The sequence below is a fragment of the Azospirillum lipoferum 4B genome (genome assembly GCF_000283655.1).
GTDB classification, from domain to species: domain Bacteria; phylum Pseudomonadota; class Alphaproteobacteria; order Azospirillales; family Azospirillaceae; genus Azospirillum; species Azospirillum lipoferum_C.
Genome location: NC_016622.1, coordinates 1,149,609 through 1,171,584, shown reverse-complemented (window position 1 = coordinate 1,171,584; position 21,976 = coordinate 1,149,609). Strand labels below are relative to the sequence as shown.

Genomic DNA, 21,976 nt, shown 5'->3' with positions numbered 1-21,976 from the left:
CCGCGCGATGAATCTGGGGGAGTTTAAGCGAAAGTCATGGGCGGGGGATCGTCTTTCCGTTTACGGTTTCGTGATGTCGGGGGACACCACGCGGTCGCCGGGGCGGATGCCCAGCCGTGACGCCATGCCTCCGTTCAATTCCAGGATCGCCTTCACCGGGCCGTCGGAACTGACGGAGTCCAGCGATTCCGGCACCGCACGCTCGTGGATGTTCACGATGCGGCCATCGGCGGCGATGAACAGCATGTCCAGCGGGATCAGCGTGTTCTTCATCCAGAAGCTGGCCGGCTGCACCCGGTCGTAGACGAACAGCATTCCGGCATCGGCCGGCATCGACTGGCGGTACATCAGGCCCTGCGCCTGCTGGCCGGGGGTCAAGGCCAGTTCGACGGTGAAGCGGAACTTGCCGCCGCCCGCCGTTTCCACGGTCAGCTTGGATTTCTGGAAGCTTTCCAGCGCCACCGCCGGAAAGGCGGCCACCAGCAGCAGGAGCGCCATCACGGCACCGCGAATACCCCGACCGAACGTCATGCTCGCCCCCGAACGGCTGAAGCGGAAGAGGCGCCAGTCAAGCACGGCGCCGCTTCCCTGCCAAATTAAGCGTTTTTAGGACTTCGCCAGACGGTCGAAGGCCTGCAGCTTCGCCAGAAGGGCCGGCATGTCCGTCAGCGGGACCATGTTGGGGCCATCGCTGGGGGCGCAGTCCGGGTTCTCATGCGTTTCCATGAAGACGGCGGCGACGCCGACCGCGATGGCCGCACGGGCCAGCACCGGCACGAATTCCCGCTGCCCGCCCGAGGTCGTGCCCTGCCCGCCCGGCTGCTGGACGGAATGGGTGGCGTCGAACACCACCGGGAAGCCGGTCTCCGCCATGATCGGCAGGGAGCGCATGTCCGACACCAGCGTGTTGTAACCGAAGCTGGCGCCGCGCTCGCACAGCAGCACGCGCTCGTTGCCAGAGGCGACCAGCTTGGCGGCGACATTCTTCATGTCCCACGGCGCCAGGAACTGGCCCTTCTTGACGTTCACCGCCCGGCCGGTCTCCGCGGCGGCGATCAGCAGGTCGGTCTGCCGGCAGAGGAAGGCCGGGATCTGCAGCACGTCCACCGCCTCGGCGACCGGGGCGCACTGGCTGGACTCATGCACGTCGGTGATGACCGGGCAGCCGAAGCGCTCGCGGATTTCCGCGAAGATCGGCAGAGCCTTGTCCATGCCCAGACCGCGCGCGGTGGCGATGGAGGTGCGATTGGCCTTGTCGAAGCTCGACTTGTAGATCAGCCCCATGCCCAGCGCCTTGGTCATCTCCACCAGCGCGGACGCGGTCTCCAGCGCATGGTCGCGGCTTTCCATCTGGCAGGGGCCGGCGATCAGGACGAAGGGGCGGTCGTTGGCAATGGTCAGGTCGCCGATCTGAACGGCGCGCGGCGTGGTCATCGGAGTGCTCCAAAACGAAAACGGGCGAGAGGGCGCCCGTGGACCTTTGCATCCCATTAAATGGGGGGACGGTCAATGGCGGGCGGCGTCAATGCTGGGCGGCAAGTTGAAGTGCAAAGCGGAATGCCCCCTCCCCATCCCTCCCCCGCCTTTGGCGGTGGAGGGGGTAGGATGCTTGCAGGAGTTATGCAGCGGAGCGGCGGAGTTCCCTCTCCCGCGTAGCGGGGGAGGGCTAGGGAGGGGGCAAATGTCACCCCAGATGCGTGCGGAAGAACTCCACCGTCAGCCGGTTCGCCTCGTCGGCCGCATCCCGGTCGTAATGCTCGCCGCCCGGCCGGGCGAAGGCGTGGTCCATGCCGGGATAGACCTTGGCGGTCACCCACCTGTTGCCCTTCACGCCGGCCAGCAGGGCATCGCGCTTGTCGGGGCTGGAGAACTTGTCGTTCTCCGCGACGTGCAGAAGCAGCGGCCTAGCGATCCTGTCGGCCTCGCCCAGCAGCCCTTCCAGCCCGACGCCGTAATAGCCGACATTGGCGTCGGCGTCCGACCGCGTCGCCATCATGAAGGCCAGCCGGCCGCCCAGGCAATAGCCGACGCTGCCGGCCTTGCCGGTGCAGCCCTCCTGCCCGCGGACCCAGGACAGCGCCGCCTTCAGGTCCTCAACCGCCTTGTCCTGGTCCATGCCGTTCATCAGGGCGAAGGCCTGGTTCCATTCTTCCTGCGTCTTGTCGGTGAGCTGCACGCCCGGCTGCTGGCGCCAGAACAGGTCGGGGCACACCGCCAGGAAGCCCTGCGAGGCATACCACTCGCACAGCTCGCGCATCACCGCGTTGACGCCGAAGATCTCTTGGATCACCACCAATCCGCCGGCCAGCCTGCCGGCCGAAGTCACCGTGGGCTTGGCGACATAAGCCGAAAAGCGGCCGCCGTCGGCGGCATCGATCATCACCTCGGACATGGCGCTCTCATCCTCCCGTTGGCAAATCCGCCCCTGATATGGAGCGGATTCGGCCACGGTCACCCCGCCTTTTGGGGCGGGGCCAATTCAGCGCCGATGCTCGAACGTTTGTTGACCCCCACCCCCTCAGACCAAGCGGCTCTGGTCGATGGCCGCCTTGATGAAGGCGGTGAACAGCGGGTGGGGCTCGAACGGCTTGGACTTCAGCTCCGGGTGGAACTGCACGCCGATGAACCAGGGATGATCGGGGATCTCGACGATCTCCGGCAGTTCCCCGTCGGGCGACAGGCCGCTGAACTTCATGCCGCAGCGCTCCAGACGCTCCTTGTAGTACACGTTCACCTCATAGCGGTGACGGTGCCGTTCGGAGATGTCGGTGGTGCCGTAGACCTCGGCGACCTTGCTGCCCTCCAGCAGCTTGGCCGGATAGGCGCCCAGCCGCATGGTGCCGCCCAGGTCGCCGACCTCGGCGCGACGCTCCAGCGTGTTGCCGCGCATCCACTCCGTCATCAGGCCGACGACCGGGTTGCCCGGCTTGCCCAGCTCGGTGGAGCCGGCATCCTCGATCTTCGCCATGTTGCGGGCGGCTTCGATCACCGCCATCTGCATGCCGAAGCAGATGCCGAAATAAGGCACCTTGCGCTCGCGGGCGAACTTGGCCGCCCGGATCTTGCCTTCCGTCCCGCGGGAACCGAAGCCGCCCGGCACTAGGATGCCGTGGACATTCTCCAGCCGCTTCACCGCCGCGTCGTCATCCTCGAAGATCTCCGAATCGATCCAGTCGAGGTTGACCTTGACGTTGTTGGCGATGCCGCCGTGGGTCAGCGCCTCGGCCAGCGACTTGTAGCTGTCGAGCAGGCTGATGTACTTGCCGACCACCGCGATGGTGACCTCGCCCTGCGGCTTGCGCACCCGGTCCATGATGCGGGTCCAGCGCGACAGGTCCGGCTCCTTGTCGGTCGGCAGGCCGAAATAGTTCAGGACCTGGGTGTCGAAGCCTTCCTCGTGGTAGCTGATCGGCACCTGATAGATCGAATCGACGTCCAGCGCCGCGATCACCCGCTCCGGGCGGATGTTGCAGAACAGCGCGATCTTCTTGCGCTCGTTCTCCGGAATCGGACGGTCGGCGCGGCACAGCAGGATGTTGGCCTGGATGCCGACGCTCAGCAGTTCCTTCACCGAATGCTGGGTCGGCTTGGTCTTCAGCTCGCCGGCGGTCGGGATGTAGGGCAGCAGGGTCAGGTGGATGTAGAGGACATTCTCCTGCCCGACCTCGTTGCCGAACTGGCGGATCGCCTCCAGGAAGGGCAGCGACTCGATATCGCCCACCGTGCCGCCGATCTCGATCAGGACGAAGTCCTCGTCGGTGGCGTCGGCGCGGATGAATTCCTTGATCTCGTCGGTGATGTGCGGAATGACCTGGACGGTGCCGCCCAGGTAATCGCCGCGACGTTCCTTGGCGATCACGGTGGAATAGATGCGGCCAGTGGTGATGTTGTCGCCCTTGCGGGCCGACACGCCGGTGAACCGCTCGTAATGGCCGAGGTCGAGATCCGTCTCAGCCCCGTCGTCGGTCACGAAGACCTCGCCGTGCTGGTAGGGGCTCATCGTTCCGGGGTCGACGTTCAGGTACGGATCCAGCTTGCGCAGGCGCACCTTGTAGCCGCGCGCCTGGAGAAGCGCCCCAAGCGCCGCCGACGCCAGACCTTTGCCCAGCGAAGAAACGACGCCACCGGTGATGAAGATGTAGCGAGTCATGTCCGTCCGAAGAGCTTGAGAGCTGTTCCATGTCCCCGTGGGGGACGGATTGGCGATGTCCCCGTGGGGACGGAATTGTCCTTCCCCGGAGGGGATGGATTGTCCTTCTCCCCGGAGGGGAGAGATGTTCAACGTCCCCCGAAGGGTCGCCGCCGTGATGCCGCCGTGACGTGGCGCCGCGAACGTCGGCCCTCAAAAGAAAGAGGCGGCTTCGGGGAGGCCGCCTCGCTGTTCGCTCGTACCCGTGCGCTGCTGGGATGATCCCTTTACTGGGCCACCGGCGGCGCGGGTTGGGCCGGAGCGGCAGGCTGCGCCGGGGCCGCCGGAGCGGTCGACTGCGCGGGACCCGCCGGCAGGCTGTCGATGATCGACGACGGGCGGGAATGCCCGCCGGCCAGGATCGCCAGCACGATGCTGGTGGCGAAGAAGCAGGCGGCCAGGATGCCGGTGGTCCGCGTCAGCAGATTGGCCGTTCCGCGGGTGCTCATCATGCCGCCCATGGTGCCGCCGCCGATGCCGAGCCCGCCGCCTTCCGACCGCTGGATCAGGATCACGCCGACCAGCCCTATGGCGATCAGCAGGTGAATAACCAGAATCACCGATTCCATGCGATGCTCACCCCACACCCATCCCAAAAATCGAATAGCGCGCCACAGGCCGTCTTAAGGGCCCGTGGCGCGCGCCCACTGTTTGTACCGCGGAGCCGCGCGATATGCCAGCGCCAAAATACCTATGCCGTATCCATTGGCGGCATGGCTGACACCGGATGGTTCCATGTCGCACGCAACGGGGGCATCAACGGCAGGCGGTTGCGATGCCCCAGAAATCGTCGGCCTTCAGCGACGCACCGCCGACCAGCGCGCCGTCGACATTCTCCACCGCCATCAACTCCGCCGCATTGCCCGGCTTGACCGAACCGCCGTAGAGGATGCGCACCTTGTCCGGATCGGCGATCTTGCCGGCCAGCTCGGCCCGGATATGGGCGTGCATCGCCTTCACATCGTCCGGAGTCGCGGTCTTGCCGGTGCCGATGGCCCAGACCGGCTCATAGGCGATGACGGTGTTCTCCGCAGTCGCACCGGCGGGGATGGAGCCGGCGAGCTGGCCCGACACCACGGCGTCGGCTTGTCCGGCATCGCGCTGCGCCTCCGTCTCGCCGACGCAGACGATGGCGACCAGACCCTCCTTATGGGCGGCGACGGCCTTGGCGTTGACCATGGAATCACTCTCGCCATGGTCGGCGCGGCGCTCCGAATGGCCGAGGATGACGAAGCGGCAGCCGGCATCCTTCAGCATGGTCGGGGCCACGTCGCCGGTGTGAGCGCCGGAGGTCTTGGGCGCGCAATCCTGGCCGCCCAGCGCCAGCGGGCTGTCGGCAATCGCCTCCCCCACCGGGAACAGCAGCGGGAAGGGCGGGCAGACCAGCATGTCGAAGGCGACCGGGCCGGCGCCCTTCAGCCGCCCGGCAAGGTCGGAGGCGAGATCCAGCCCGTCGGCCTTCAACCCGTTCATCTTCCAGTTTCCGGCGATCAGCTTCCGTCTTGCGGTCATGGTCGTTTCCTTCTTGTCTCGGCTTTATATGGGAACTTGTGGAACGTTCTTTGCCTCTCGTGACCACAGCCCATACCAAGCCCGCCGCGGAATTTCCACTCACCCGACCGGTGCACCCACCCATGGCGGCCCTCAGGGACATCGTGTAGCACCCGGCCCATGCCAAGGCGCCCGAGCGGCGGGGGAAAAGCCGCTCACCTGAACGAGCTTGTTCTTGTAACCGGACGTGCGATTGTTTATGTCTGAGTCGCTGTCCTAATTAGAACAAATCGAACCAACCGCGTCGCCATGGCTGACCTGAAAGCGGGCGTGAACCAGCTCTTCCTCCGCGAGGAGGAACTCCGTACCGGGATGGAGCTGCTTTTCTACGCCTATCGCGAATTCACCGCCGAACCGGACGAAATTCTGGCGGAGATCGGCTTCGGCCGCGCGCACCACCGCGTGATCTATTTCGTCGGCCGCTATCCCAGGATCACCGTGTCGGAACTGCTGGCGATCCTGAAGATCACCAAGCAGAGCCTGTCGCGCGTGCTGGGCGAACTGGTGCGCCAGGGCTTCATCGACCAGCAGACCGGCGCCCGCGACCGGCGGCAACGTCTGCTGGAGCTGACGGAAAAGGGCGTGGAGCTGGAGCGCCAGCTGTCCGAGACCCAGCGTCAGCGCATCGCCCGCGCCTACCGCATGGCCGGTGCGGAGGCGGTGGAGGGATTCCGCAAGGTGATGATGGGCATGCTGGACGAGGGGGACCGCGCGAAATTCGCACCGCCCGTTCCCCCTGCCCGTCTTGCCGCGAAACGCTGAAAACGCGACGCTGAAAACGCCTCAGCCGGCGCCCGACCCCGTCTTCGCCTCCGGCGCTGCCGGGCCGGCATCCTTGGCGCCGGCCTCCGCGCTGTTGGTGTCCGCCGGCTTGTCGGCGGCGGCCTTGGCGTCATTGGGGGTGCGGCGGCGGAAGCCGCCCTTGCGGTACACCACGTTTTCGGAAGCGCCCGGCGGGCATTGAACGATGTTGCCGCCCTTCGCAAGGAAGTTGCGGGTCATTTCGGCGAGGTCTTGGGCGTCCAGGTCCCGGGGGTCGTTGGACCTGTGGTCGTAGGCCATCGTGATCGCTCCTGTGTCTCTCGGTCCTCTGAGAAGGACATATGGAGGGTAACACGGAACGGGGGCAAAACGGCCAACCGCTTACACGACTGCCCGCCATGCTCACCCACGTAGCCTCCCACATGGTGCCACTATGTCGATTGCGGGGACACGCGTTATAGTCGCGCCATGACCGAAGATCAGCCTCATATCCTGGTCGTCGACGACGACACCCGCCTGCGCGAGCTTCTGCGCAAGTATCTTGCCGGCAACGGCTTTCTGGTCAGCACCGCGCGTGACGCCGCGGATGCCCGCGCGCAACTGGGCGGGCTGGCCTTCGACCTGCTGGTGCTCGACATCATGATGCCGGGCGAATCCGGGCTGTCGCTGACCGAGTCGCTGCGGCGCGAGCGCGATCTGCCGATCCTGCTGCTGACCGCCCGCGACGAGCCGGACGACCGCATCGCCGGGCTGGAGGCCGGGGCCGACGACTATCTCGCCAAGCCCTTCAACCCGCGCGAACTTCTGCTGCGCATCAACTCCATCCTGCGCCGGCAGGCCGCGCGCGCGCCGGAACCGGCGGCACCGCCCGCCGTGCCGGTTAGGCTCGGCCCCCTGACCTATCTGCCCGACCGGGACGAACTGCGCCAAGGCGACGAAGTGATCCGCCTGACCACGGCGGAGGCGAGCCTTCTGCGCATCCTCGCCGCCTCCCCCGGCGTCACCTTCACGCGCGAGGAGCTGACGGAGCGCAGCAAGGTCGCCGGCAACGCCCGCACCGTCGACGTCCAGGTCACCCGCCTTCGCCGCAAGATCGAGGCCGACCCGCGCGAGCCGCGCTATCTCCACACCGTCCGCGGCGAGGGGTATGTGCTGAGGCCCGATCCTTGACGGCGGCATCGGAGCGGACGGTCGCGGCCCGGCGGGCCGAACGGCGGCGGCGCACGCCGTTCCTGAAGCGGTTCCTGCCGCGCACCCTGTTCGGCCGGACGCTGCTGATCATCGTCACGCCGGTGATCCTGGCCCAGGCGGTGGCGACCTGGATCTTCTACGACCGCCATTGGGACACGGTGACCAACCGTCTGGCCTATGCCGTGGCCGGCGACATCGCCACCGTGATCGCCATGATCGAGCACGACCCGTCGCAGGAAGGGCGTGACTGGACGCTGGCCACCATAGCCCGCACCACCGATCTGATCGTGACGGTGGAGCCGGGGCAGCTCCTGCCGGATCGGCGCCGCCAGTTGAGCGGCCTGCTGGAACGCACGCTCGGCAAGGCGCTGGATGAACGGATCGGCCGCCCCTTCGCCATCAACACCCGCGTCGCGCGGGAATGGTACGAGATCCGGGTGCAGATGGCCGACGGGGTCCTGTCGGTGATGTCGCCGGAACGCCGCCTGTTCACGCCGACCAGCTACATCTTCATCCTGTGGATGGTCGGGTCGGCCGTGGTGCTGTTCGCCGTGGCGATCCTGTTCATGCGCAACCAGATCCGCCCGATCAAGCGGCTGGCCATCGCCGCCGACGCGCTGGGCAAGGGCCGCGACGTCTCCAACTTCAAGATGGAAGGGGCGACGGAGGTGCGGCAGGCGGCCTCCGCCTTCCTGCTGATGCGCGAACGCATCCAGCGCCAGATGAACCAGCGGACGGAGATGCTGGCCGGCGTCAGCCACGACCTGCGCACCCCGCTGACCCGGATGAAGCTGGCGCTGGACATGATCGAGCATCCCGACCTCGACCCCGAGGTGGAGGAGCTGAAGGCCGACGTCGCCGAGATGGAGCAGATGATCGAGGGCTATCTTGCCTTCGCCCGCGGCGAAGGGACCGAGGCGGTGCAGCCGACCGACCTGACCCGGCTTCTGAACGAGGTCGCCTCCGGCGCCCGGCGCGACGGGACGGAGGTGACGCTGTCGGCGCCGGAGGGGCTGCTCCTGCCGTTGCGGCCCAACGCGGTCCGCCGCTGCATCGCCAACCTTCTGGTCAATGCCGGTCGCCATGCCGGCACCGCCTGGGTCAAGGCCGAACGGAAGGAGGGGGTGATCGAGATCACCGTCGACGACGACGGCCCCGGCATCCCGCCCTATCTGCGCGAAGACGTGTTCAAGCCCTTCTTCCGCGTCGACAGCAGCCGCAACCTGGACACCGGCGGTTCGGGCCTGGGGCTGACCATCGCCCGCGACGTGGCGCGCAGCCATGGCGGCGACATCACGCTGGACGACAGCCCCTATGGCGGCCTGCGCGCGGTGATCCGGCTGCCGGTGTGACCGCGTGCAGCCGGGGGAGCGGGCAGCGCGCCACGTTCCCCCGGTGTCCCCTCTCAGGCCGCCTCCTCCCGTTCCGGCAGCCTGCCGCCGCGCGTCGCCAGCGTCGCCATCACGGTGTCGATCAGCGCCAGCCCATGGCCGCCGTCGAGCGTCAGGATCGATTCGGGATGGAACTGCACGGCGGCCAGCGGCAGCGTCCGGTGCTCGATCGCCATCACGGTTCCGTCCTCCGTCTCGGCCGTGACGCGCAGGTCAGGCGGCAGGCTGTCGCGCTTTGCGACCAGCGAATGGTAACGGCCGACCCGCATTCCCTGCGGCAGTCCCTCGAACAGCCCGCAGCCCTGGTGGATCAGGGAGGAGGCCTTGCCGTGCATCGGCTCCGGCAAGCGGTCCAACGTCGCGCCGAAGCTTTCCGCCATCCCCTGCAGACCCAGGCAGACCCCGAATACCGGAACGCCGAGCTCCAAGGCCGTTCGTACGCTGCCGCCGACGTCGAAGTCCTCAGGACGTCCGGGCCCAGGCGACAGCACCAGCAGGTCGGGCGGGTCGTCCCGCAGCGCCGCCCGCGCATGGCCGTGGCGCAGAGTCGTCACCATCGCCCCGGTCCGGCGGAAATAATCGGCCAGCGTGTGGACGAAGCTGTCGTCATGGTCGACCAGCAGCACCCGCCGCCCCTCCCCGCTCCGCCGGGCGGCGGAGGATGCCGCGGCGGCAACCAGCGCCAGCTTCGGCGACGCTCCCTTCCCCCGCACAGCGTCGAGGAAGGCGGAGGCCTTCAGGCGGCATTCGGCATCTTCCGCCTCCGGGTCGCTGTCGGACAGCAGCGTCGCGCCGGCACGGACGAAGGCGACCCCGTCCTTCATGCGGATGGTGCGCAGCGTCAGGCCGGTGTCCATCCCGCCGTCGAAGCCGATGCGGCCGAAGGCTCCGCCATACCAGCGGCGCGGCGACCGTTCGGTGTCCTCCAGGAACTGCATGGCCCAGCGCTTCGGCGCTCCGGTCACCGTGACCGCCCAGCTGTGGGAGAGGAAGGCGTCCAGCGCATCGAATCCGTCGCGCAGCCGTCCTTCCACATGGTCGACCGTGTGGATCAGGCGAGAGTACAGCTCGATCATCCGCCGGCCGACCACCCGGACCGAGCCGGGCTCGCACACCCGCGCCTTGTCGTTGCGGTCGACGTCGGTGCACATGGTCAGCTCCGCCGCGTCCTTGGCGGAGTTCAGCAGCGTCAGGATCTGTGCCGCGTCGCCCAGCGCGTCGGCACCGCGCGCCACCGTGCCGGAGATCGGACAGGTCTCCACCCGCCCGGCCATGGGACCGGTGCCGACGCGGACATACATCTCCGGGCTGGCGGCGACCAGGAACTCGCCATCACCCAGATTGATCAGCGCCTCGTAGGGGGCGGGATTGGCGGCACGCAGGCGGCGGAAGACGGTGGAGGGGCTGTCGGCGCAGGGCTCGGCAAAGGTCTGGCCGGGAACCACCTCGAACAGGTCGCCGCGGCGGAAGGCCTCCTTCGCCGCCCGCACCGCCTGCTGGTACTCGCCGGGCACATGGTCGCACCCCGCGGCGGCGTTGGTGTCGGGGCGGTAGGCATGGGTCCGGCCGCCGCCGGCAACCCCCTCGGTGGACGTGCCGTCCACCACGAACTCGTAAGCGAAGCGGCGGGCCACCCCGGCGCCGTGGTCGACGACCAGCAGCCGGTCGGGCAGGTACAGCACGAGATCGCGCTGGTCGTCCGGCCGCTCCAGCCGGCGCCGGATCGGTTCGAACTGGAAGGCGAGGTCGTAGCCGAAGGCGCCGTAGAGGCCCAGGAACGGCTCGTCCGCGCAGGCGAACAGCGCCATCGACGCCCGCAGCACGCTGAAGACCGATGGCTGGCGGCTGCGCTCCTCCTCCGCAAAGACGCCCGTCGGCCGGCGGACGAGTGCGGTGATGCGGCCGGCCGTCACCTCCAGCCCGGCCAGCGCCTCATGCCCGTCGAGTGCGCTGGCGATGGCGGGCAGCAGAAGGCGGCCGCGCGGATTCAGCGCGTCGATCCGCACCGTTCGGCCGCGGGCGGTCACCGACAGGGGCGGGTCGACGAAGCCCATCGCTTGGCGACGGTAGCGGCCGGGTGCCTCCACCCCGCCGGACAGCAGCAGGCCGCGCCGCTCGTCCAGCGCCGTGGCGAGCGTTTCGAGTGCATCTGCGATCCCCACCGGCTCACCGGTGCGGCACACTTCCAGCCCGCCCCCGGTCGTGGTGGCGAACGGGTCGAGAAAAGCGGGATCGGCCAGGAAGATGTGGGAGGGAAAGAGATGGGAGGGCGTCATGGCGGCGGGGCTCCGGTTCGGGCGTCTTGCTGGTGACGCCGCACGGTGCTTCCGCCTGCCTGTCCGTCTTTCCGTCGGATGACCCGCTGCCGGGTCAGGAAAAAAGGCCGCTCCGGATGCACCGGGCGGCCTTTTGTCGTCAATCCACGTTCACACGCGTCGCCAGGCCGGCCCGTTGGAGACGGGCCACCACCAATGCTGCGACAGGAGGGGCGAGGACTTGGTCATGTCCACAAGCGCACCACAAGCCGCGGCCGGCTGTCAAGCCCCGGCGTTCATGCCTCCAGGGCAATTGCATTTGGGAATTCGAGTGACGGCGTTGCGCTGCTGGAAGCCCTTCTCCCCTTGCGGGAGAAGGGTTGGGATGAGGGGTGTAGCCGGTCGCAGACCGTTGGAAACTAACGATTTTTGCCCCCTCACCCCAACCCGCGGGTCGGCAAAACGCCGTTGGCGTTTGGCCGATCCCGCCCCGCAAGGGGAGAGGGGCTTTGTTCACGCCTGTTCCGGCGGCGGAGCGACGGCGTAGCTGCTGAGGTCCTCCTTGCGGCGCTCGTCCGAGGGCAGGCGGCCCTTGACCAGGAAGCTGATGTTCTCCGCCACGTTGGTGGCATGGTCGCCGATTCGCTCGATCGACTTGGCGGCGAACAGCAGATGGGTGCAGCCGGTGATCTGGGCCGGCGTTTCCATCATGTAGGTCAGGAATTCGCGGAACAGCGCGGTATAGGCGGCATCGACCTCCCCGTCGCAATCGCGGACGGAAGCGGCCAGATCGGCGTTCTGTTCGGTGTAGGCGCGGCGCATGTCGCCGATCATCGCCTGGACCATGCGGCCCATCCGGACCAGCGAGGCGACCGGCGGCGCCACCGGCAGGGTGGAGAGCGTGACCGCCCGCTTGGCGACGGAGCCGGCGAAATCGCCCATCCGTTCCAGGTTGGAGGCGATCTTCAACGCCGCGACGATCTCGCGCAGGTCCTTGGCCATCGGCTGGCGCAGAGCCAGCATGCGGACGGTCATCGCCTCCACCTCCATCTCCAGATGGTCGATCTCGGCGTCGCCCTTCAGTACCTCGCCCGCGATATCGGCGTCCGGACCGGCCAGCGAATCGAGCGCAAGCCCGACCTGCCGCTCCACCAGCTCGCCCATACGGTCGATGGCGGTCCGCAGCTCCGCCAATTCGGTGTCGAACGCCGCAAGCGTGTGTCCACCCGACATGATCCCCAACTCCTTGCTATGACAGGCGGTCCGGTGCCCGACGTCCCCGAGATGGGGCGCGGGCGCCGCCGCGCCAAGCCGTTCACGCACTGAAAGCGGCCTTAACCTTTGGCATAGATTATTTTAGGACACTGGTCTATCGATGGACCACGCAATCAGACAGACCGGACAGGGCCGATGACACCGCACGAGTTGGTTGCCGTGCTGGAGAAGCACGAGCGCTGGCTGAAAAACAAGTCGGGCGGCTCGCGCGCCAACCTGACCATGGCGAACATGGAAGGCTCAAACCTCTCCGGCGTCAATCTGGCGCAGGGCAAACTGTCAGGTGCCAACCTGTCCCACTGCGACCTGTCCAACGCCAATCTCAGCACCGCGGATCTGTTCGCCGCCCATCTGACCAAGGCCGATCTGTCCGGCTGCAACCTGTACCGTGCCGACCTGCGCGGCGCCCACATGCGCGGCGCCAAGATGAAGCGCGCCATTCTGAAGGAGGCCGACCTGCGCGGCGGCGCCCTGCTCTATGGCGGGCCGGGCGGAAGCAAGGGCGGCAAGGGGCTGGATTTCGTCCGATCCGACCTGTCGGGCACCGATTTCGACGACGCGTCGCTGAACAACGCCAACCTGTCGGGTGCGGACCTGACCGACGTGTCGATGAACGGTGCCGATTGCGAGGGCGCGCTGCTGACCGGCGCCACGCTGATGCGGGCCAGCATGAAAAGCTGCAACCTCGCCCGCGCCGATCTGCGCGGCAGCAACCTGTCGGGCGTGAACCTGCAGGGTGCCGTTCTGCGCGACGCCAACCTCACCGGCGCGATGCTGGCCGGCGCCAACCTGCGCAATGCCGACCTGCAGGGTGCCAAGCTGGAAGGTGCCGATCTGGCCGGGGCCGACACCACCGGCGCCAATCTGGCGCGGTCGGCCGACAATTTCTCCGTCCAGATCCAGCAGGCCCTGCACAGCCATTACACCTGGATCAACACCAACGGCACGATGGGTGCGCGGGCCGATTTGGCCGGCGCCGATCTCAGCCACATCGATCTGTCTGGCGTAAATCTGTCCGGTGCCAATCTGAAGCGCGCCAACCTCAGCGGCGCCAAGCTGCGCGAGGCGTTGCTGATCATGTGCGACATCTCCGAAGCGGTGCTGGCCGGCGCCGACCTCGGCGGCGCAATCCTGGACGGCGCCAATCTGCGCGGCGCCAACATGGATGGGGTGCGGCTGGACGGGGCCGGCATCGGCTGGGTCGACATCAAGGGGCCGGACGGTCAGCCGACCGGACGGCTGTGGGCGGCGAACCTGACGGGCGCGCGGCTGACCGACGCGTCCTGCGTCCGCACCAATCTGCGCGGAGCCAACCTGTCGGGCTGCGATTTCGCCAATGCCAACCTGACCGGCGCGATCCTGAGCGACGCGAATATCCGTGACGCCAAGTTCACCGGAGCGAATCTGACCGGCGCCAGCCTGCCGCCGCCGCCCGACCCGGACGACGATTGAGGTCGCTTTACGTCTATCGAAAAGGGCGGCGGAAGGCCGCCCGGTTCACTCGTCCTCGCCGTCGCGGGCGGACGCCGCTGCGGCGTTGAGGTTTGCGCCGACCCGGCGCAGCACGTCCAGCGTCAGATCCAGCTCGTCCGGCGTGATGCCCTGAATGGCGAGCTGAGCGATTTCCGACGCGCTGGGCATCATCGAATCGCGAAGCGCCCGGCCCTTGTCGGTCAGGAAGATGTTCATCTTGCGGCGGTCGTGGCTGTTGCGCACGCGCTGGACCAGACCCTGCCCTTCCATCACGTTGACGGCGGTGACGGTGGTCGGCTCCATCATGCCGACGCGGTGGCTGAGTTCGCGTTGGGTCAGGCCGTCCTCCTCCCACAGGGCGCGCAGGAAGAACCATTGCCCCATGCTGACGCCCGATCGTGCGATGCGCGTCTGCAGAGCGCGGGCGAATGCGCGGTTCACGTCACGGACGACGAACGATAAAGCACCGTCGGCCGAACCGGCCGCATCCTCCGAACCGTCGGGGCGCTCCGGCTCCCACCCCTTGACAGACGCCTCCATACCGACAATCTCTCTGCCGTCGTTACCAATCCAACAACCATTCCCGCCCACCGGGTGCAAGCGCCGGGCGGTTGCCCGTGAGGGTACCTGGCGGCAAAGCGTCGGTCGGATCCATGCCTTCCAGGTGATACCACCTTGACACGAATGGTCCTGGCTGCGTCATCCAATCATAACGTGCTGTGTGCAAAGCGCAAATCAATTGCGCAGCCATCGGTCGCAGGCATGCAATGATATGTCCGTCAAGGGTTCGGCAGTTTCCATCCAGCTTAAGCAGAACAGTGGCACCGATACGGTGCATAGCCGCCTTGTGTGGAAGCGTTCTTTTCGGATCAAGCGCTGCCCGCCATATCCGCATATGATGCAGGTCGCGAAGATTACCTTTTGGGCCGTTTTTATTTGGTAAATCGTGTCGTCGAGCCGGTGAAATGTGAACATTTCGCTAAAATCCAGCAGAGCCCAACGCTGCCGCTTGTATCCGCCGCGACCTTTGGTCACACAGGTGTCACTCTCCACAGTCACTTGCCGCAACAGGAGCCAGCGACCGCAATGACCGCTTCGCCGACCGTCCCCCCGTCCCGTACCGTCACCGTCGCCGCCACCCAGATGGCCTGCAGCTGGGACCGTGCCGCCAACGTCGACGGCGTCGAATCGCTGATTCGGGAGGCTGCTGCAAAGGGCGCGCAGATCATCCTGCCGCAGGAACTGTTCGAGACCCCTTATTTCTGCAAGGATCAGAAGCAGTCGCTGTTCGACCTCGCCGCACCGGCCGAAGGCCATCCGGTGATCGGACGGATGCAGTCGCTGGCGCGCGAGCTGTCGGTGGTGATCCCCGTCAGCTTCTTCGAAAAGGCGCGCAACGCCTATTACAACTCGGTGGCAATGGTGGATGCCGACGGCAGCCTGCTGGGCATCTATCGCAAGTCCCACATCCCGGACGGACCGGGCTATCAGGAGAAGTTCTATTTCAGCCCCGGCGACACCGGCATCCCGGTGTTCAGGACCCGCTACGCCACCGTCGGCTGCGCCATCTGCTGGGACCAGTGGTTTCCGGAAACCGCCCGGATCATGGCGCTGAAGGGGGCGGAAATCCTGCTCTACCCGACCGCCATCGGATCGGAGCCGCAGGACTCCTCCATCGACAGCCAGGGTCATTGGACCCGGGTGATGCAGGGCCATGCCGGCGCCAACCTGATGCCGCTCGTCGCTTCCAACCGCGTCGGGGTGGAACAGGGGGAAAGCTGCGCGCTGACCTTCTACGGCTCGTCCTTCATCGCCGGGCCGCAGGGCGAGATCGTGGCGCAGGCCGACCGCGAAAGCCGGACGGTGCTGACCGCGACCTTCGACCTCGACCGCATCGCCGCCCAGCGCGCCTCCTGGGGCGTCTTCCGCGACCGCCGTCCGGACCTGTACGGCGCGCTGCTGACCCTGGATGGAGAAACGACGCCGCGGCGCTGAGCGTCGCGGCGGCCCCATCGCCGCCCCACGTCAGACCGTCAGCCCCCTGCCCGACTGGGCATAGCCCAGGGACTGTGCCGCTCCGTAGGCCGCGGCGGCACGTCCGGCCGGGGAGTCCGCGCTCTGCCGCTCTCGCCCCTGCCCTTCTCCACCTTGCCCCTCTCCACCTTGTCCTTCTCCGCCTTGCCGGCGCAGTTCCGCCTGAGCCTTCAGCTTCGCAGCATCGGCTTGGGCGGCAACTCTCATGTCCTGCGGCGACGGATCGGACGGGGCGAGGGCAGCCGCTTTCACCTGCTCCATCTTGGCGATGGTTGCGGCCGGCTCCGACTCGGTGCTGACGTCGATCGGAACCTCGCCCCCGGTGGCGTAGTTCTTGCCGTCCGGCCCGCGCGTGTAGGTGAAGGACGCGCCGCCGGCATGGCTGCCGCCGGCCGCCTGATGCGCCGCCTCATGCTGGCGGACATTCGCGTCGACCTGCTTTAGCTTCTGGACCTGCTGCTGGGCGGCGTCGGACAGCGCGACCGTGTCGGTCGGCCCGGCGGACCCACCGCCGTCCTTGGCGCCGGACGCGCTCCTGCCCTCCCCCCGCGCCGGCTGGCTGCGCGGAGTGGCATAGGTCCCGATGGACAGGCTGGAGATGGATAGGTCGGCGGCCACCGCCCACATCCTCGAGAAGGGTCCGGTTCTCCATTCAATTTAGGACGAATCGGCCGCACCGGCAACGGAAAGACCGACTCGTCCTCTCAGGTTCCGCTCACCCCTGCTCGAAGCCGGTCAGCACATTGGCGACGTTCACGCCGAGATCGTCGACGGCATAGCCGCCTTCCAGCACGAACAGCGTCGGCAGACCGATGCCGGCGATGGCGGACCCCATGCGCAGGAAATCCTCCGACAGCAGCCGGAAGCGGGAGATCGGATCGCCGCCATAGGTGTCCGCGCCCAGCGACAGCACCAGCGCGTCGGCCCCGAACCCCCGGATTCGCGCTGCCGCCGCGGCCAGCGCCTGGGAGTAGCCCGTCCAGTCGGTGCCCCAGGGCAGCGTCAGGTTCAGGTTCGCCCCCTCGCCCGCCCCGGCGCCGGTCTCGTCGGCATGACCGCAGAAATAGGGGAACTCGTCGAGCGGGTCGGCGTGGATCGACACGAACAGCACGTCGCCGCGTTCCCAGAAGATCTCCTGCGTGCCGTTGCCGTGATGGTAATCGACGTCCAGCACCGCCACCCGCGCGGCCCCGCCGTCGCGCAAGGACTGCGCCGCGACGGCCGCATTGTTCAGGAAGCAGTAGCCGCCGTAGAACGCATGCCCGGCATGGTGGCCCGGCGGCCGGCAGAGTGCGAAGGCGCTGCGGTCGCCGGCCCGCAGCCGGTCGGTGCCGGTCAGCGCGCTGTCCGCCGCGGCGGTCGCCGCCCGCCAGGTGCCGGCGGTGATCGGTGTCCCGGCATCGAAGGAATAGAAGCCGAGTCGCCCGTCGATGGACCGCGGCACCCGCCGCCGCGACATGCCCGGCGCCACCCAGTTCAGCGGCAGCGCATCGATGTCGGCGCCATGCTCCTCCACCCACTCGTCCCAGGCGGTCTGGAGGAAGCCGAGATAGCCGGCGTCATGCACCCGCTCCAGCGGAGCCAGGCCGTGACGGGTGGGTTCGACGATGGGTCCCAGCCCAACCGCCTCGATCCGCGCCCGCACGATGTCGGCGCGCGCCGGCTTCTCGTAACAGGGGACGAGCTGGCCGTCGTTGAGTTCGGACCGTCCGGCCTGCAGCCGGTGCTCTTCGCTGTGGATGACGATCACGCCACTGGCATCCTTGTGTTTTCCGGCGTCCATTGCCGGTGCTTGGCCGCTCCACCGTCCCGCCGCGGCAGCGCGGCGGGCGGACGGCGCATGATAGCCTCACCCCCATGCGCACGGATGCCGCCCTTTTGCATGGCGCCCTGGATGCTGACCATTGCCTTCCGGTCGAATGCATTCGATAGTGTTCATCAATTTTTGCTCGCCGAAAGCGGGTGAATGGCCGGATATTTGACATCGATGCTGTCTGCTGCGTGCAGGATATTCGCCCGTTTGGCGCCGGGGACGGTGCCTTTGCTGTGGGCGTTCGCCGTGTTGGCCGCCGGGCCGACGCGAAGCGATGGTCTTTTGCCGCCCTCCGCCTCAGCTCTGGAAGCCGCCTTTTCCGCCCGCGCCGGCGAACCGCTGCGTCAGTTCGGCTATGACCTGTTCGCCCCCGCCCGCGTTTCGGCAGTCACCGACGAAAGCGCACCGGGTGCGGTTCAGGGCGACTATGTGCTGAACACCGGCGATGCCGTGACGGTGACTCTGCGCGGCCAGAAGTCGTTCAGCAAACGCTTCGCCATCGACCGCAACGGCCAGCTGGTGGTGGATGACCTCCGCCCGGTCACCGCCGCGGGCCTGTCGCTGGACGCCCTCCGGCGGGAACTTGCCGCCGCGGTTGCCGCCACCTGGCCCAACACCGAAGCTTTCGCGACCCTGGCGGAGGTTCGGCGGATCGGCGTGGTGGTCACCGGTGCCGTGCGGAACCCGGGCCGGCAGGAGGTCAGCGCCTTCGCCACCGCTCTCGACGCCCTGTCGGCGGCCGGCGGCGTGGAGCGGAGCGGCAGCCTGCGTGCCATCCGCCTGATGCGCGCAGGCGGCAGCATCGCCGTGGACCTGTATGCCCTGCAGTTGGCCGGGGAGGCCGGCAATGCCGATCGGCCGTTGCGCGACGGCGACCGCCTGTTCGTTCCGCCACTGGGCGCCACGGTCGGCATCGCCGGTCCGGTCAGGAGGCCGGGCATCTATGAGCTGCCTCCCGGCGGCGGTCAGCTGTCGGCCGCCGAATTGCGCGATCTGGCCGGCGGGGCGTTGCGACCCGGCCGCGCCCGGCTGCTGCGCTTCGGCATCGGTCCATCCGGCGAGGAAACCACCGAGGAGATCGCGGACGCCAATACCCGCCGGTTCGGCGACGGCGACCTGCTGCTGTTCGCCCCGTTGCGCGAAGACCGCCGCGACGAGGTGCGGCTGGAGGGACATGTCCTGCGCCCCGGCCCGCGCGCCCTTCCGCAGTCCGGGACCATTGGCGGACTGCTCTCCCGCAGCGATCTGCGGCCCGCCCCCTATCTGCCGTTCGCGGCATTGGAGACCGGCGACTCGGCCACCGGCAACTCGGCCACGGGATCGCGAACCCTCCACCCGGTCGATCTCTCCGCCGTGCTGAACGGGCGCGACCGCCGCAGGTTGGCCGAGGGCGATATCCTCCATGTGCTCGGGGCGAGCGACATCGATTTCCTGACCGCGGAGCCGGTGCTGGCCTTGCTTCGCGGGGAGCGGCAACCGCCGGAGGGCGCCTGCCCCGGTCTGGTCGCGCTGGCCCGCAGCCTTGCCGCCGAACCGGATGGACCGCTCGCCACCGGCCCGCAGGCACGCGCCGCTGCCGGGCTGACCGGCGCGCGCATGCCTTGCCCGCCACTGTTCGCCGCCGTGCCCGACCTGCTTCCCCTGGCGCTCCGCCATGCGGTGCTTCGCCTGTCCGGCGTGCCGCGCCCGGGCTTCTATCCGGTCGCTGGCGCCGCCACCCCAGAGAAGGGCGGCGCCGGCGAGACAATCGTCGAATCGGATGCACCGCAATACGAGCTGATCGGCCATGTCCGCCGTCCCGGCACGCGCCGCCTGACGGCGGGAACGACCTTGCGCGGCGCGCTGGCGGAGGGGAAAGCCCTGAAGCGCGATGTCTATCCGCTGCTGGGGATCGTCGAGCGTTACGACCGGCGCAGCCTGACCCGTGTCTATCTGCCCTTCTCGCCGCAGGAGGTCGCTGCCGGGCGTGCCGACCGTGGACTTGCCGACGGCGACCGCATCCACCTGTTCGCCGCGGAGGATATCCGCAGTCTGGTCAAACCCACCGATGCCGGCACAAATGCGACCTCCGCCGAATCGGCCGAGGCCGAGGCGGCGGACGAACCGCCGATGCTGGCCGCACTGCTCGATCCCGCCATCGTCGCGCTGATCGGCGAGCGGACGGTGCAGGTGCGCGGCGCGGTACGCGATCCCGGCGGCTATCCGGTCGCCGACCGCACGCCGCTGTCCGCACTGGTCGCCGTCGCGGGCGGGCTGTCGGCCGATGCCGATCCGGCCGCAGCGGAGCTCACGGCAGTGACCGGCAGCCGCAGCATCGTCGATCTCGGGCGCGACGGCACGCGCATGGCCGGTCCCGGCGACGCGTTGCGGGTCAATCCGCGGCCACAGGCGCTCGAGTCGCGTGCGGTCGCCATCGATGGGGCGGTGCGCCGGCCCGGCCGCTACGATATCGGGCGCGGCGAGACGCTGTCCTCCCTGATCGCACGGGCCGGCGGCCTGCTGGAAGACGCCTATCCGGCCGGAGCCGTCCTGACCCGCGAGAGCGAGCGCCGCCGCGAGAAGGAGCAGTTCCAGCGTCAGGCGCGGGAACTGGAACGCACGCTGGCCCTGGAAGTGGAAAAGGGCGAGCCGGTGAAGGCGGAAAATGTCGCGCTGGCGCGGCAGCTCGCCGCCCAGCTTCGCGGTGCGGAACCGCTGGGCCGCGTGGTGGTGGAGGCGGATCCTGCGGTCCTGCGCACACGGCCCGAGTTGGATCCGCTGCTGGAACCCGACGACCGCATCGTGATCCCCAAGCGGCCGCTGACCGTCGCGGTCGCCGGCGAGGTCCTGCACCCCACCGCCGCCCAGTTCGTCAGCGGCAAGAGCGCGGAGGATTACCTGAGCGAGGCAGGAGGTCCGACCCGTGATGCCGATACCGGACGCAGCTTCCTGATCCTGCCCGACGGCAGGGCGCGTAGTCTGGCCTTGTCCTCCTGGAACCATCGGGTGGAAACGATACCGCCCGGCTCCATGCTGGTGGTGCCGCGCGACCCGCGGCCCTTCGATGGGCTCGACGTCGCCAAGACCTTCGGCAACATCCTGAGCCAGCTTGCCATCACCGCCGCTTCCGTTTCGGTGATCGCGCGATGAGCAAGGTATCCCCTCTCCGCCTCGCCATTCTGACGGTGGTTCGTAACGACCGCGCCGGCCTGATCGATACCCATGACAGCCTGAAGGGGCAGTTGGGACCGCAGGTCGCCTGGCTGGTCGCCGACGGCGGCTCCACCGACGGCACCGCCGAATGGCTGGCGGACCATGCCGACCAAACGGTCTGGTGGCGGTCCGCCCTGGATCGGGGGCTCTATGCGGCGATGAACGATGGGCTCGATGCCGCCCGGCGCCTCGGATTCAGCCATGTGCTGTTCCTGAATGCCGGCGACCGGCTGGCCGCGGCGGACAGCGCCATGCGGTTGCTGCAGGCGATCGGCCGCCATCCCGGCGCCGCCCTCCTTTACGGCGATGCGCTGGAGCGGCAGAGCGACGGACGTATCCTGTTGAAGCGCGCGCGGTCCCACCGCTGGGCGGCTTTCGGCATGTTCACGCATCATCAGGCCATGATCTACAGCGTACCTGCCCTGGCAAGGCTTCGTTTCGACCCCGCTTTCAGGATCGCGGCCGACTATGCCTTCACGCTTGGCGCCCTGGGTCGCGGACCGGCTATCCGGCTGCGGTGGCCCATCTGTCTGTTCGCCCCCGGTGGCCTGTCTCAGCGCGATGCCGCCACCGGCCGGCGTGAACAGGAAGCGATTCGGCGCATGCAGTTGGGCCAGCGCCCGCTGTTTGCGGCGGCGATCACCGCGTTGCAGCGAGTCGCACTGGCAGGGCGTCAACTTTTTCCCACGGCTTACGCGAAATTACGTTTCCGATGCCCGGAAACTTAATGTCTTTCGCGTGTGGCTTCCCACATCCACCCAAACGGACCGTTGATGCGCACAAATGGTTGCATAGAATTTACTTTCTGAACTAAGCATTCTCGCGGCGCCTTCCCTCTGGCTTTCCCTTC

19 protein-coding genes are annotated in these 21,976 nt (G+C 67.9%); 7 read left to right on the top strand and 12 right to left on the bottom strand.

The features are described 5' to 3' along the window. Positions 1–60: 60 nt before the first annotated feature. The 6 genes from AZOLI_RS05325 to tpiA all read right to left on the bottom strand — a co-directional run bounded on the left by AZOLI_RS05325 (position 61) and on the right by tpiA (position 5,701). Positions 61–531: a DUF192 domain-containing protein gene (locus AZOLI_RS05325; protein WP_044550524.1), complete on the bottom strand. Its 471-nt coding sequence runs from the start codon at positions 529–531 to the stop codon at positions 61–63. A gap of 75 nt (positions 532–606) precedes the next feature. Beyond that, positions 607–1,434 carry a 3-deoxy-8-phosphooctulonate synthase gene (kdsA, locus tag AZOLI_RS05320; RefSeq protein WP_014247567.1) on the bottom strand — a complete coding sequence of 276 codons (828 nt, stop codon included), beginning with the start codon at positions 1,432–1,434 and terminating at the stop codon, positions 607–609. A 250-nt stretch (positions 1,435–1,684) separates the two neighbouring features. Beyond that, positions 1,685–2,392 carry a dienelactone hydrolase family protein gene (locus AZOLI_RS05315; RefSeq protein WP_014247566.1) on the bottom strand — a complete coding sequence of 236 codons (708 nt, stop codon included), beginning with the start codon at positions 2,390–2,392 and terminating at the stop codon, positions 1,685–1,687. A gap of 126 nt (positions 2,393–2,518) precedes the next feature. After that, positions 2,519–4,150, bottom strand: a complete 1,632-nt coding sequence (locus tag AZOLI_RS05310; RefSeq protein WP_014247565.1) for a CTP synthase — start codon at positions 4,148–4,150, stop codon at positions 2,519–2,521. A gap of 266 nt (positions 4,151–4,416) precedes the next feature. Continuing rightward, positions 4,417–4,758: a preprotein translocase subunit SecG gene (gene secG / locus AZOLI_RS05305; protein WP_014247564.1), complete on the bottom strand. Its 342-nt coding sequence runs from the start codon at positions 4,756–4,758 to the stop codon at positions 4,417–4,419. Positions 4,759–4,945: 187 nt separating this feature from the next. Next, positions 4,946–5,701, bottom strand: coding sequence for a triose-phosphate isomerase (gene tpiA / locus AZOLI_RS05300; protein WP_014247563.1), 756 nt, complete (start codon positions 5,699–5,701; stop codon positions 4,946–4,948). Between the two features lie 288 nt (positions 5,702–5,989). Between tpiA and AZOLI_RS05295 the strand changes: the two genes are divergently transcribed. After that, positions 5,990–6,502 carry a MarR family winged helix-turn-helix transcriptional regulator gene (locus AZOLI_RS05295; protein ID WP_014247562.1) on the top strand — a complete coding sequence of 171 codons (513 nt, stop codon included), beginning with the start codon at positions 5,990–5,992 and terminating at the stop codon, positions 6,500–6,502. Between the two features lie 21 nt (positions 6,503–6,523). On the opposite strand, the gene AZOLI_RS05290 is transcribed toward AZOLI_RS05295, so the two are convergent. After that, complete coding sequence (locus AZOLI_RS05290) at positions 6,524–6,802, bottom strand: hypothetical protein (RefSeq protein WP_014247561.1); 279 nt, start codon at positions 6,800–6,802, stop codon at positions 6,524–6,526. A gap of 168 nt (positions 6,803–6,970) precedes the next feature. On the opposite strand from AZOLI_RS05290, the gene AZOLI_RS05285 reads away from it, so the two are divergent. Together AZOLI_RS05285 and AZOLI_RS05280 are read left to right on the top strand one after the other, a co-directional pair. After that, positions 6,971–7,672 carry a response regulator gene (locus AZOLI_RS05285; RefSeq protein ID WP_014247560.1) on the top strand — a complete coding sequence of 234 codons (702 nt, stop codon included), beginning with the start codon at positions 6,971–6,973 and terminating at the stop codon, positions 7,670–7,672. Beyond that, complete coding sequence (locus AZOLI_RS05280; RefSeq protein WP_014247559.1) at positions 7,669–9,045, top strand: ATP-binding protein; 1,377 nt, start codon at positions 7,669–7,671, stop codon at positions 9,043–9,045. The genes AZOLI_RS05285 and AZOLI_RS05280 overlap by 4 nt, the downstream gene beginning before the upstream one ends. Positions 9,046–9,098: 53 nt before the next feature. On the opposite strand, the gene AZOLI_RS05275 is transcribed toward AZOLI_RS05280, so the two are convergent. After that, entirely contained in the window at positions 9,099–11,360 is a 2,262-nt protein-coding gene (locus AZOLI_RS05275; RefSeq protein WP_014247558.1) for an anthranilate synthase, read from the bottom strand. Between the two features lie 492 nt (positions 11,361–11,852). Next, positions 11,853–12,572: a phosphate signaling complex protein PhoU gene (phoU, locus tag AZOLI_RS05270; RefSeq protein WP_014247557.1), complete on the bottom strand. Its 720-nt coding sequence runs from the start codon at positions 12,570–12,572 to the stop codon at positions 11,853–11,855. 177 nt (positions 12,573–12,749) lie between these two features. Between phoU and AZOLI_RS05265 the strand changes: the two genes are divergently transcribed. Beyond that, positions 12,750–14,066: a pentapeptide repeat-containing protein gene (locus AZOLI_RS05265; RefSeq protein WP_014247556.1), complete on the top strand. Its 1,317-nt coding sequence runs from the start codon at positions 12,750–12,752 to the stop codon at positions 14,064–14,066. A 45-nt stretch (positions 14,067–14,111) separates the two neighbouring features. Here AZOLI_RS05265 and AZOLI_RS05260 read toward each other — a convergent pair whose 3' ends face one another. Continuing rightward, positions 14,112–14,627 carry a MarR family winged helix-turn-helix transcriptional regulator gene (locus tag AZOLI_RS05260; protein WP_014247555.1) on the bottom strand — a complete coding sequence of 172 codons (516 nt, stop codon included), beginning with the start codon at positions 14,625–14,627 and terminating at the stop codon, positions 14,112–14,114. A gap of 546 nt (positions 14,628–15,173) precedes the next feature. Here AZOLI_RS05260 and aguB point away from each other — a divergent pair. Then, positions 15,174–16,082 (top strand): N-carbamoylputrescine amidase, encoded by a 909-nt coding sequence (aguB, locus tag AZOLI_RS05255; RefSeq protein WP_014247553.1) that lies wholly within the window; start codon positions 15,174–15,176, stop codon positions 16,080–16,082. A 30-nt stretch (positions 16,083–16,112) separates the two neighbouring features. Here the strand turns inward: aguB and AZOLI_RS05250 are convergent, their stop codons facing one another. Both AZOLI_RS05250 and AZOLI_RS05245 read right to left on the bottom strand, forming a co-directional pair. Further along, on the bottom strand, positions 16,113–16,748 hold the full coding sequence (locus tag AZOLI_RS05250; RefSeq protein ID WP_014247552.1) for a putative metalloprotease CJM1_0395 family protein: 636 nt from the start codon (positions 16,746–16,748) through the stop codon (positions 16,113–16,115). A gap of 88 nt (positions 16,749–16,836) precedes the next feature. Continuing rightward, positions 16,837–17,871: a histone deacetylase family protein gene (locus AZOLI_RS05245; RefSeq protein ID WP_014247551.1), complete on the bottom strand. Its 1,035-nt coding sequence runs from the start codon at positions 17,869–17,871 to the stop codon at positions 16,837–16,839. 345 nt (positions 17,872–18,216) lie between these two features. Here AZOLI_RS05245 and AZOLI_RS05240 point away from each other — a divergent pair, with 345 nt between their 5' ends. Next, entirely contained in the window at positions 18,217–21,063 is a 2,847-nt protein-coding gene (locus tag AZOLI_RS05240) for an SLBB domain-containing protein (RefSeq protein WP_244442529.1), read from the top strand. Beyond that, the gene (locus AZOLI_RS05235; RefSeq protein ID WP_014247549.1) at positions 21,060–21,854 is read left to right on the top strand and encodes a glycosyltransferase; all 795 of its coding nucleotides are present in this window, start codon (positions 21,060–21,062) and stop codon (positions 21,852–21,854) included. The genes AZOLI_RS05240 and AZOLI_RS05235 overlap by 4 nt, the downstream gene beginning before the upstream one ends. Positions 21,855–21,976 lie beyond the last annotated feature (122 nt).

What these genes read in the sequence shown, in the direction of transcription:
- AZOLI_RS05325 (WP_044550524.1), bottom strand. Translation starts at nt 531, where the DNA reads ATGACGTTCGGTCGGGGTATTCGCGGTGCCGTGATGGCGCTCCTGCTG.
- kdsA (WP_014247567.1), bottom strand. Translation starts at nt 1,434, where the DNA reads ATGACCACGCCGCGCGCCGTTCAGATCGGCGACCTGACCATTGCCAAC.
- AZOLI_RS05315 (WP_014247566.1), bottom strand. Translation starts at nt 2,392, where the DNA reads ATGTCCGAGGTGATGATCGATGCCGCCGACGGCGGCCGCTTTTCGGCT.
- AZOLI_RS05310 (WP_014247565.1), bottom strand. Translation starts at nt 4,150, where the DNA reads ATGACTCGCTACATCTTCATCACCGGTGGCGTCGTTTCTTCGCTGGGC.
- secG (WP_014247564.1), bottom strand. Translation starts at nt 4,758, where the DNA reads ATGGAATCGGTGATTCTGGTTATTCACCTGCTGATCGCCATAGGGCTG.
- tpiA (WP_014247563.1), bottom strand. Translation starts at nt 5,701, where the DNA reads ATGACCGCAAGACGGAAGCTGATCGCCGGAAACTGGAAGATGAACGGG.
- AZOLI_RS05295 (WP_014247562.1), top strand. Translation starts at nt 5,990, where the DNA reads ATGGCTGACCTGAAAGCGGGCGTGAACCAGCTCTTCCTCCGCGAGGAG.
- AZOLI_RS05290 (WP_014247561.1), bottom strand. Translation starts at nt 6,802, where the DNA reads ATGGCCTACGACCACAGGTCCAACGACCCCCGGGACCTGGACGCCCAA.
- AZOLI_RS05285 (WP_014247560.1), top strand. Translation starts at nt 6,971, where the DNA reads ATGACCGAAGATCAGCCTCATATCCTGGTCGTCGACGACGACACCCGC.
- AZOLI_RS05275 (WP_014247558.1), bottom strand. Translation starts at nt 11,360, where the DNA reads ATGACGCCCTCCCATCTCTTTCCCTCCCACATCTTCCTGGCCGATCCC.
- phoU (WP_014247557.1), bottom strand. Translation starts at nt 12,572, where the DNA reads ATGTCGGGTGGACACACGCTTGCGGCGTTCGACACCGAATTGGCGGAG.
- AZOLI_RS05265 (WP_014247556.1), top strand. Translation starts at nt 12,750, where the DNA reads ATGACACCGCACGAGTTGGTTGCCGTGCTGGAGAAGCACGAGCGCTGG.
- AZOLI_RS05260 (WP_014247555.1), bottom strand. Translation starts at nt 14,627, where the DNA reads ATGGAGGCGTCTGTCAAGGGGTGGGAGCCGGAGCGCCCCGACGGTTCG.
- aguB (WP_014247553.1), top strand. Translation starts at nt 15,174, where the DNA reads ATGACCGCTTCGCCGACCGTCCCCCCGTCCCGTACCGTCACCGTCGCC.
- AZOLI_RS05250 (WP_014247552.1), bottom strand. Translation starts at nt 16,748, where the DNA reads ATGTGGGCGGTGGCCGCCGACCTATCCATCTCCAGCCTGTCCATCGGG.
- AZOLI_RS05235 (WP_014247549.1), top strand. Translation starts at nt 21,060, where the DNA reads ATGAGCAAGGTATCCCCTCTCCGCCTCGCCATTCTGACGGTGGTTCGT.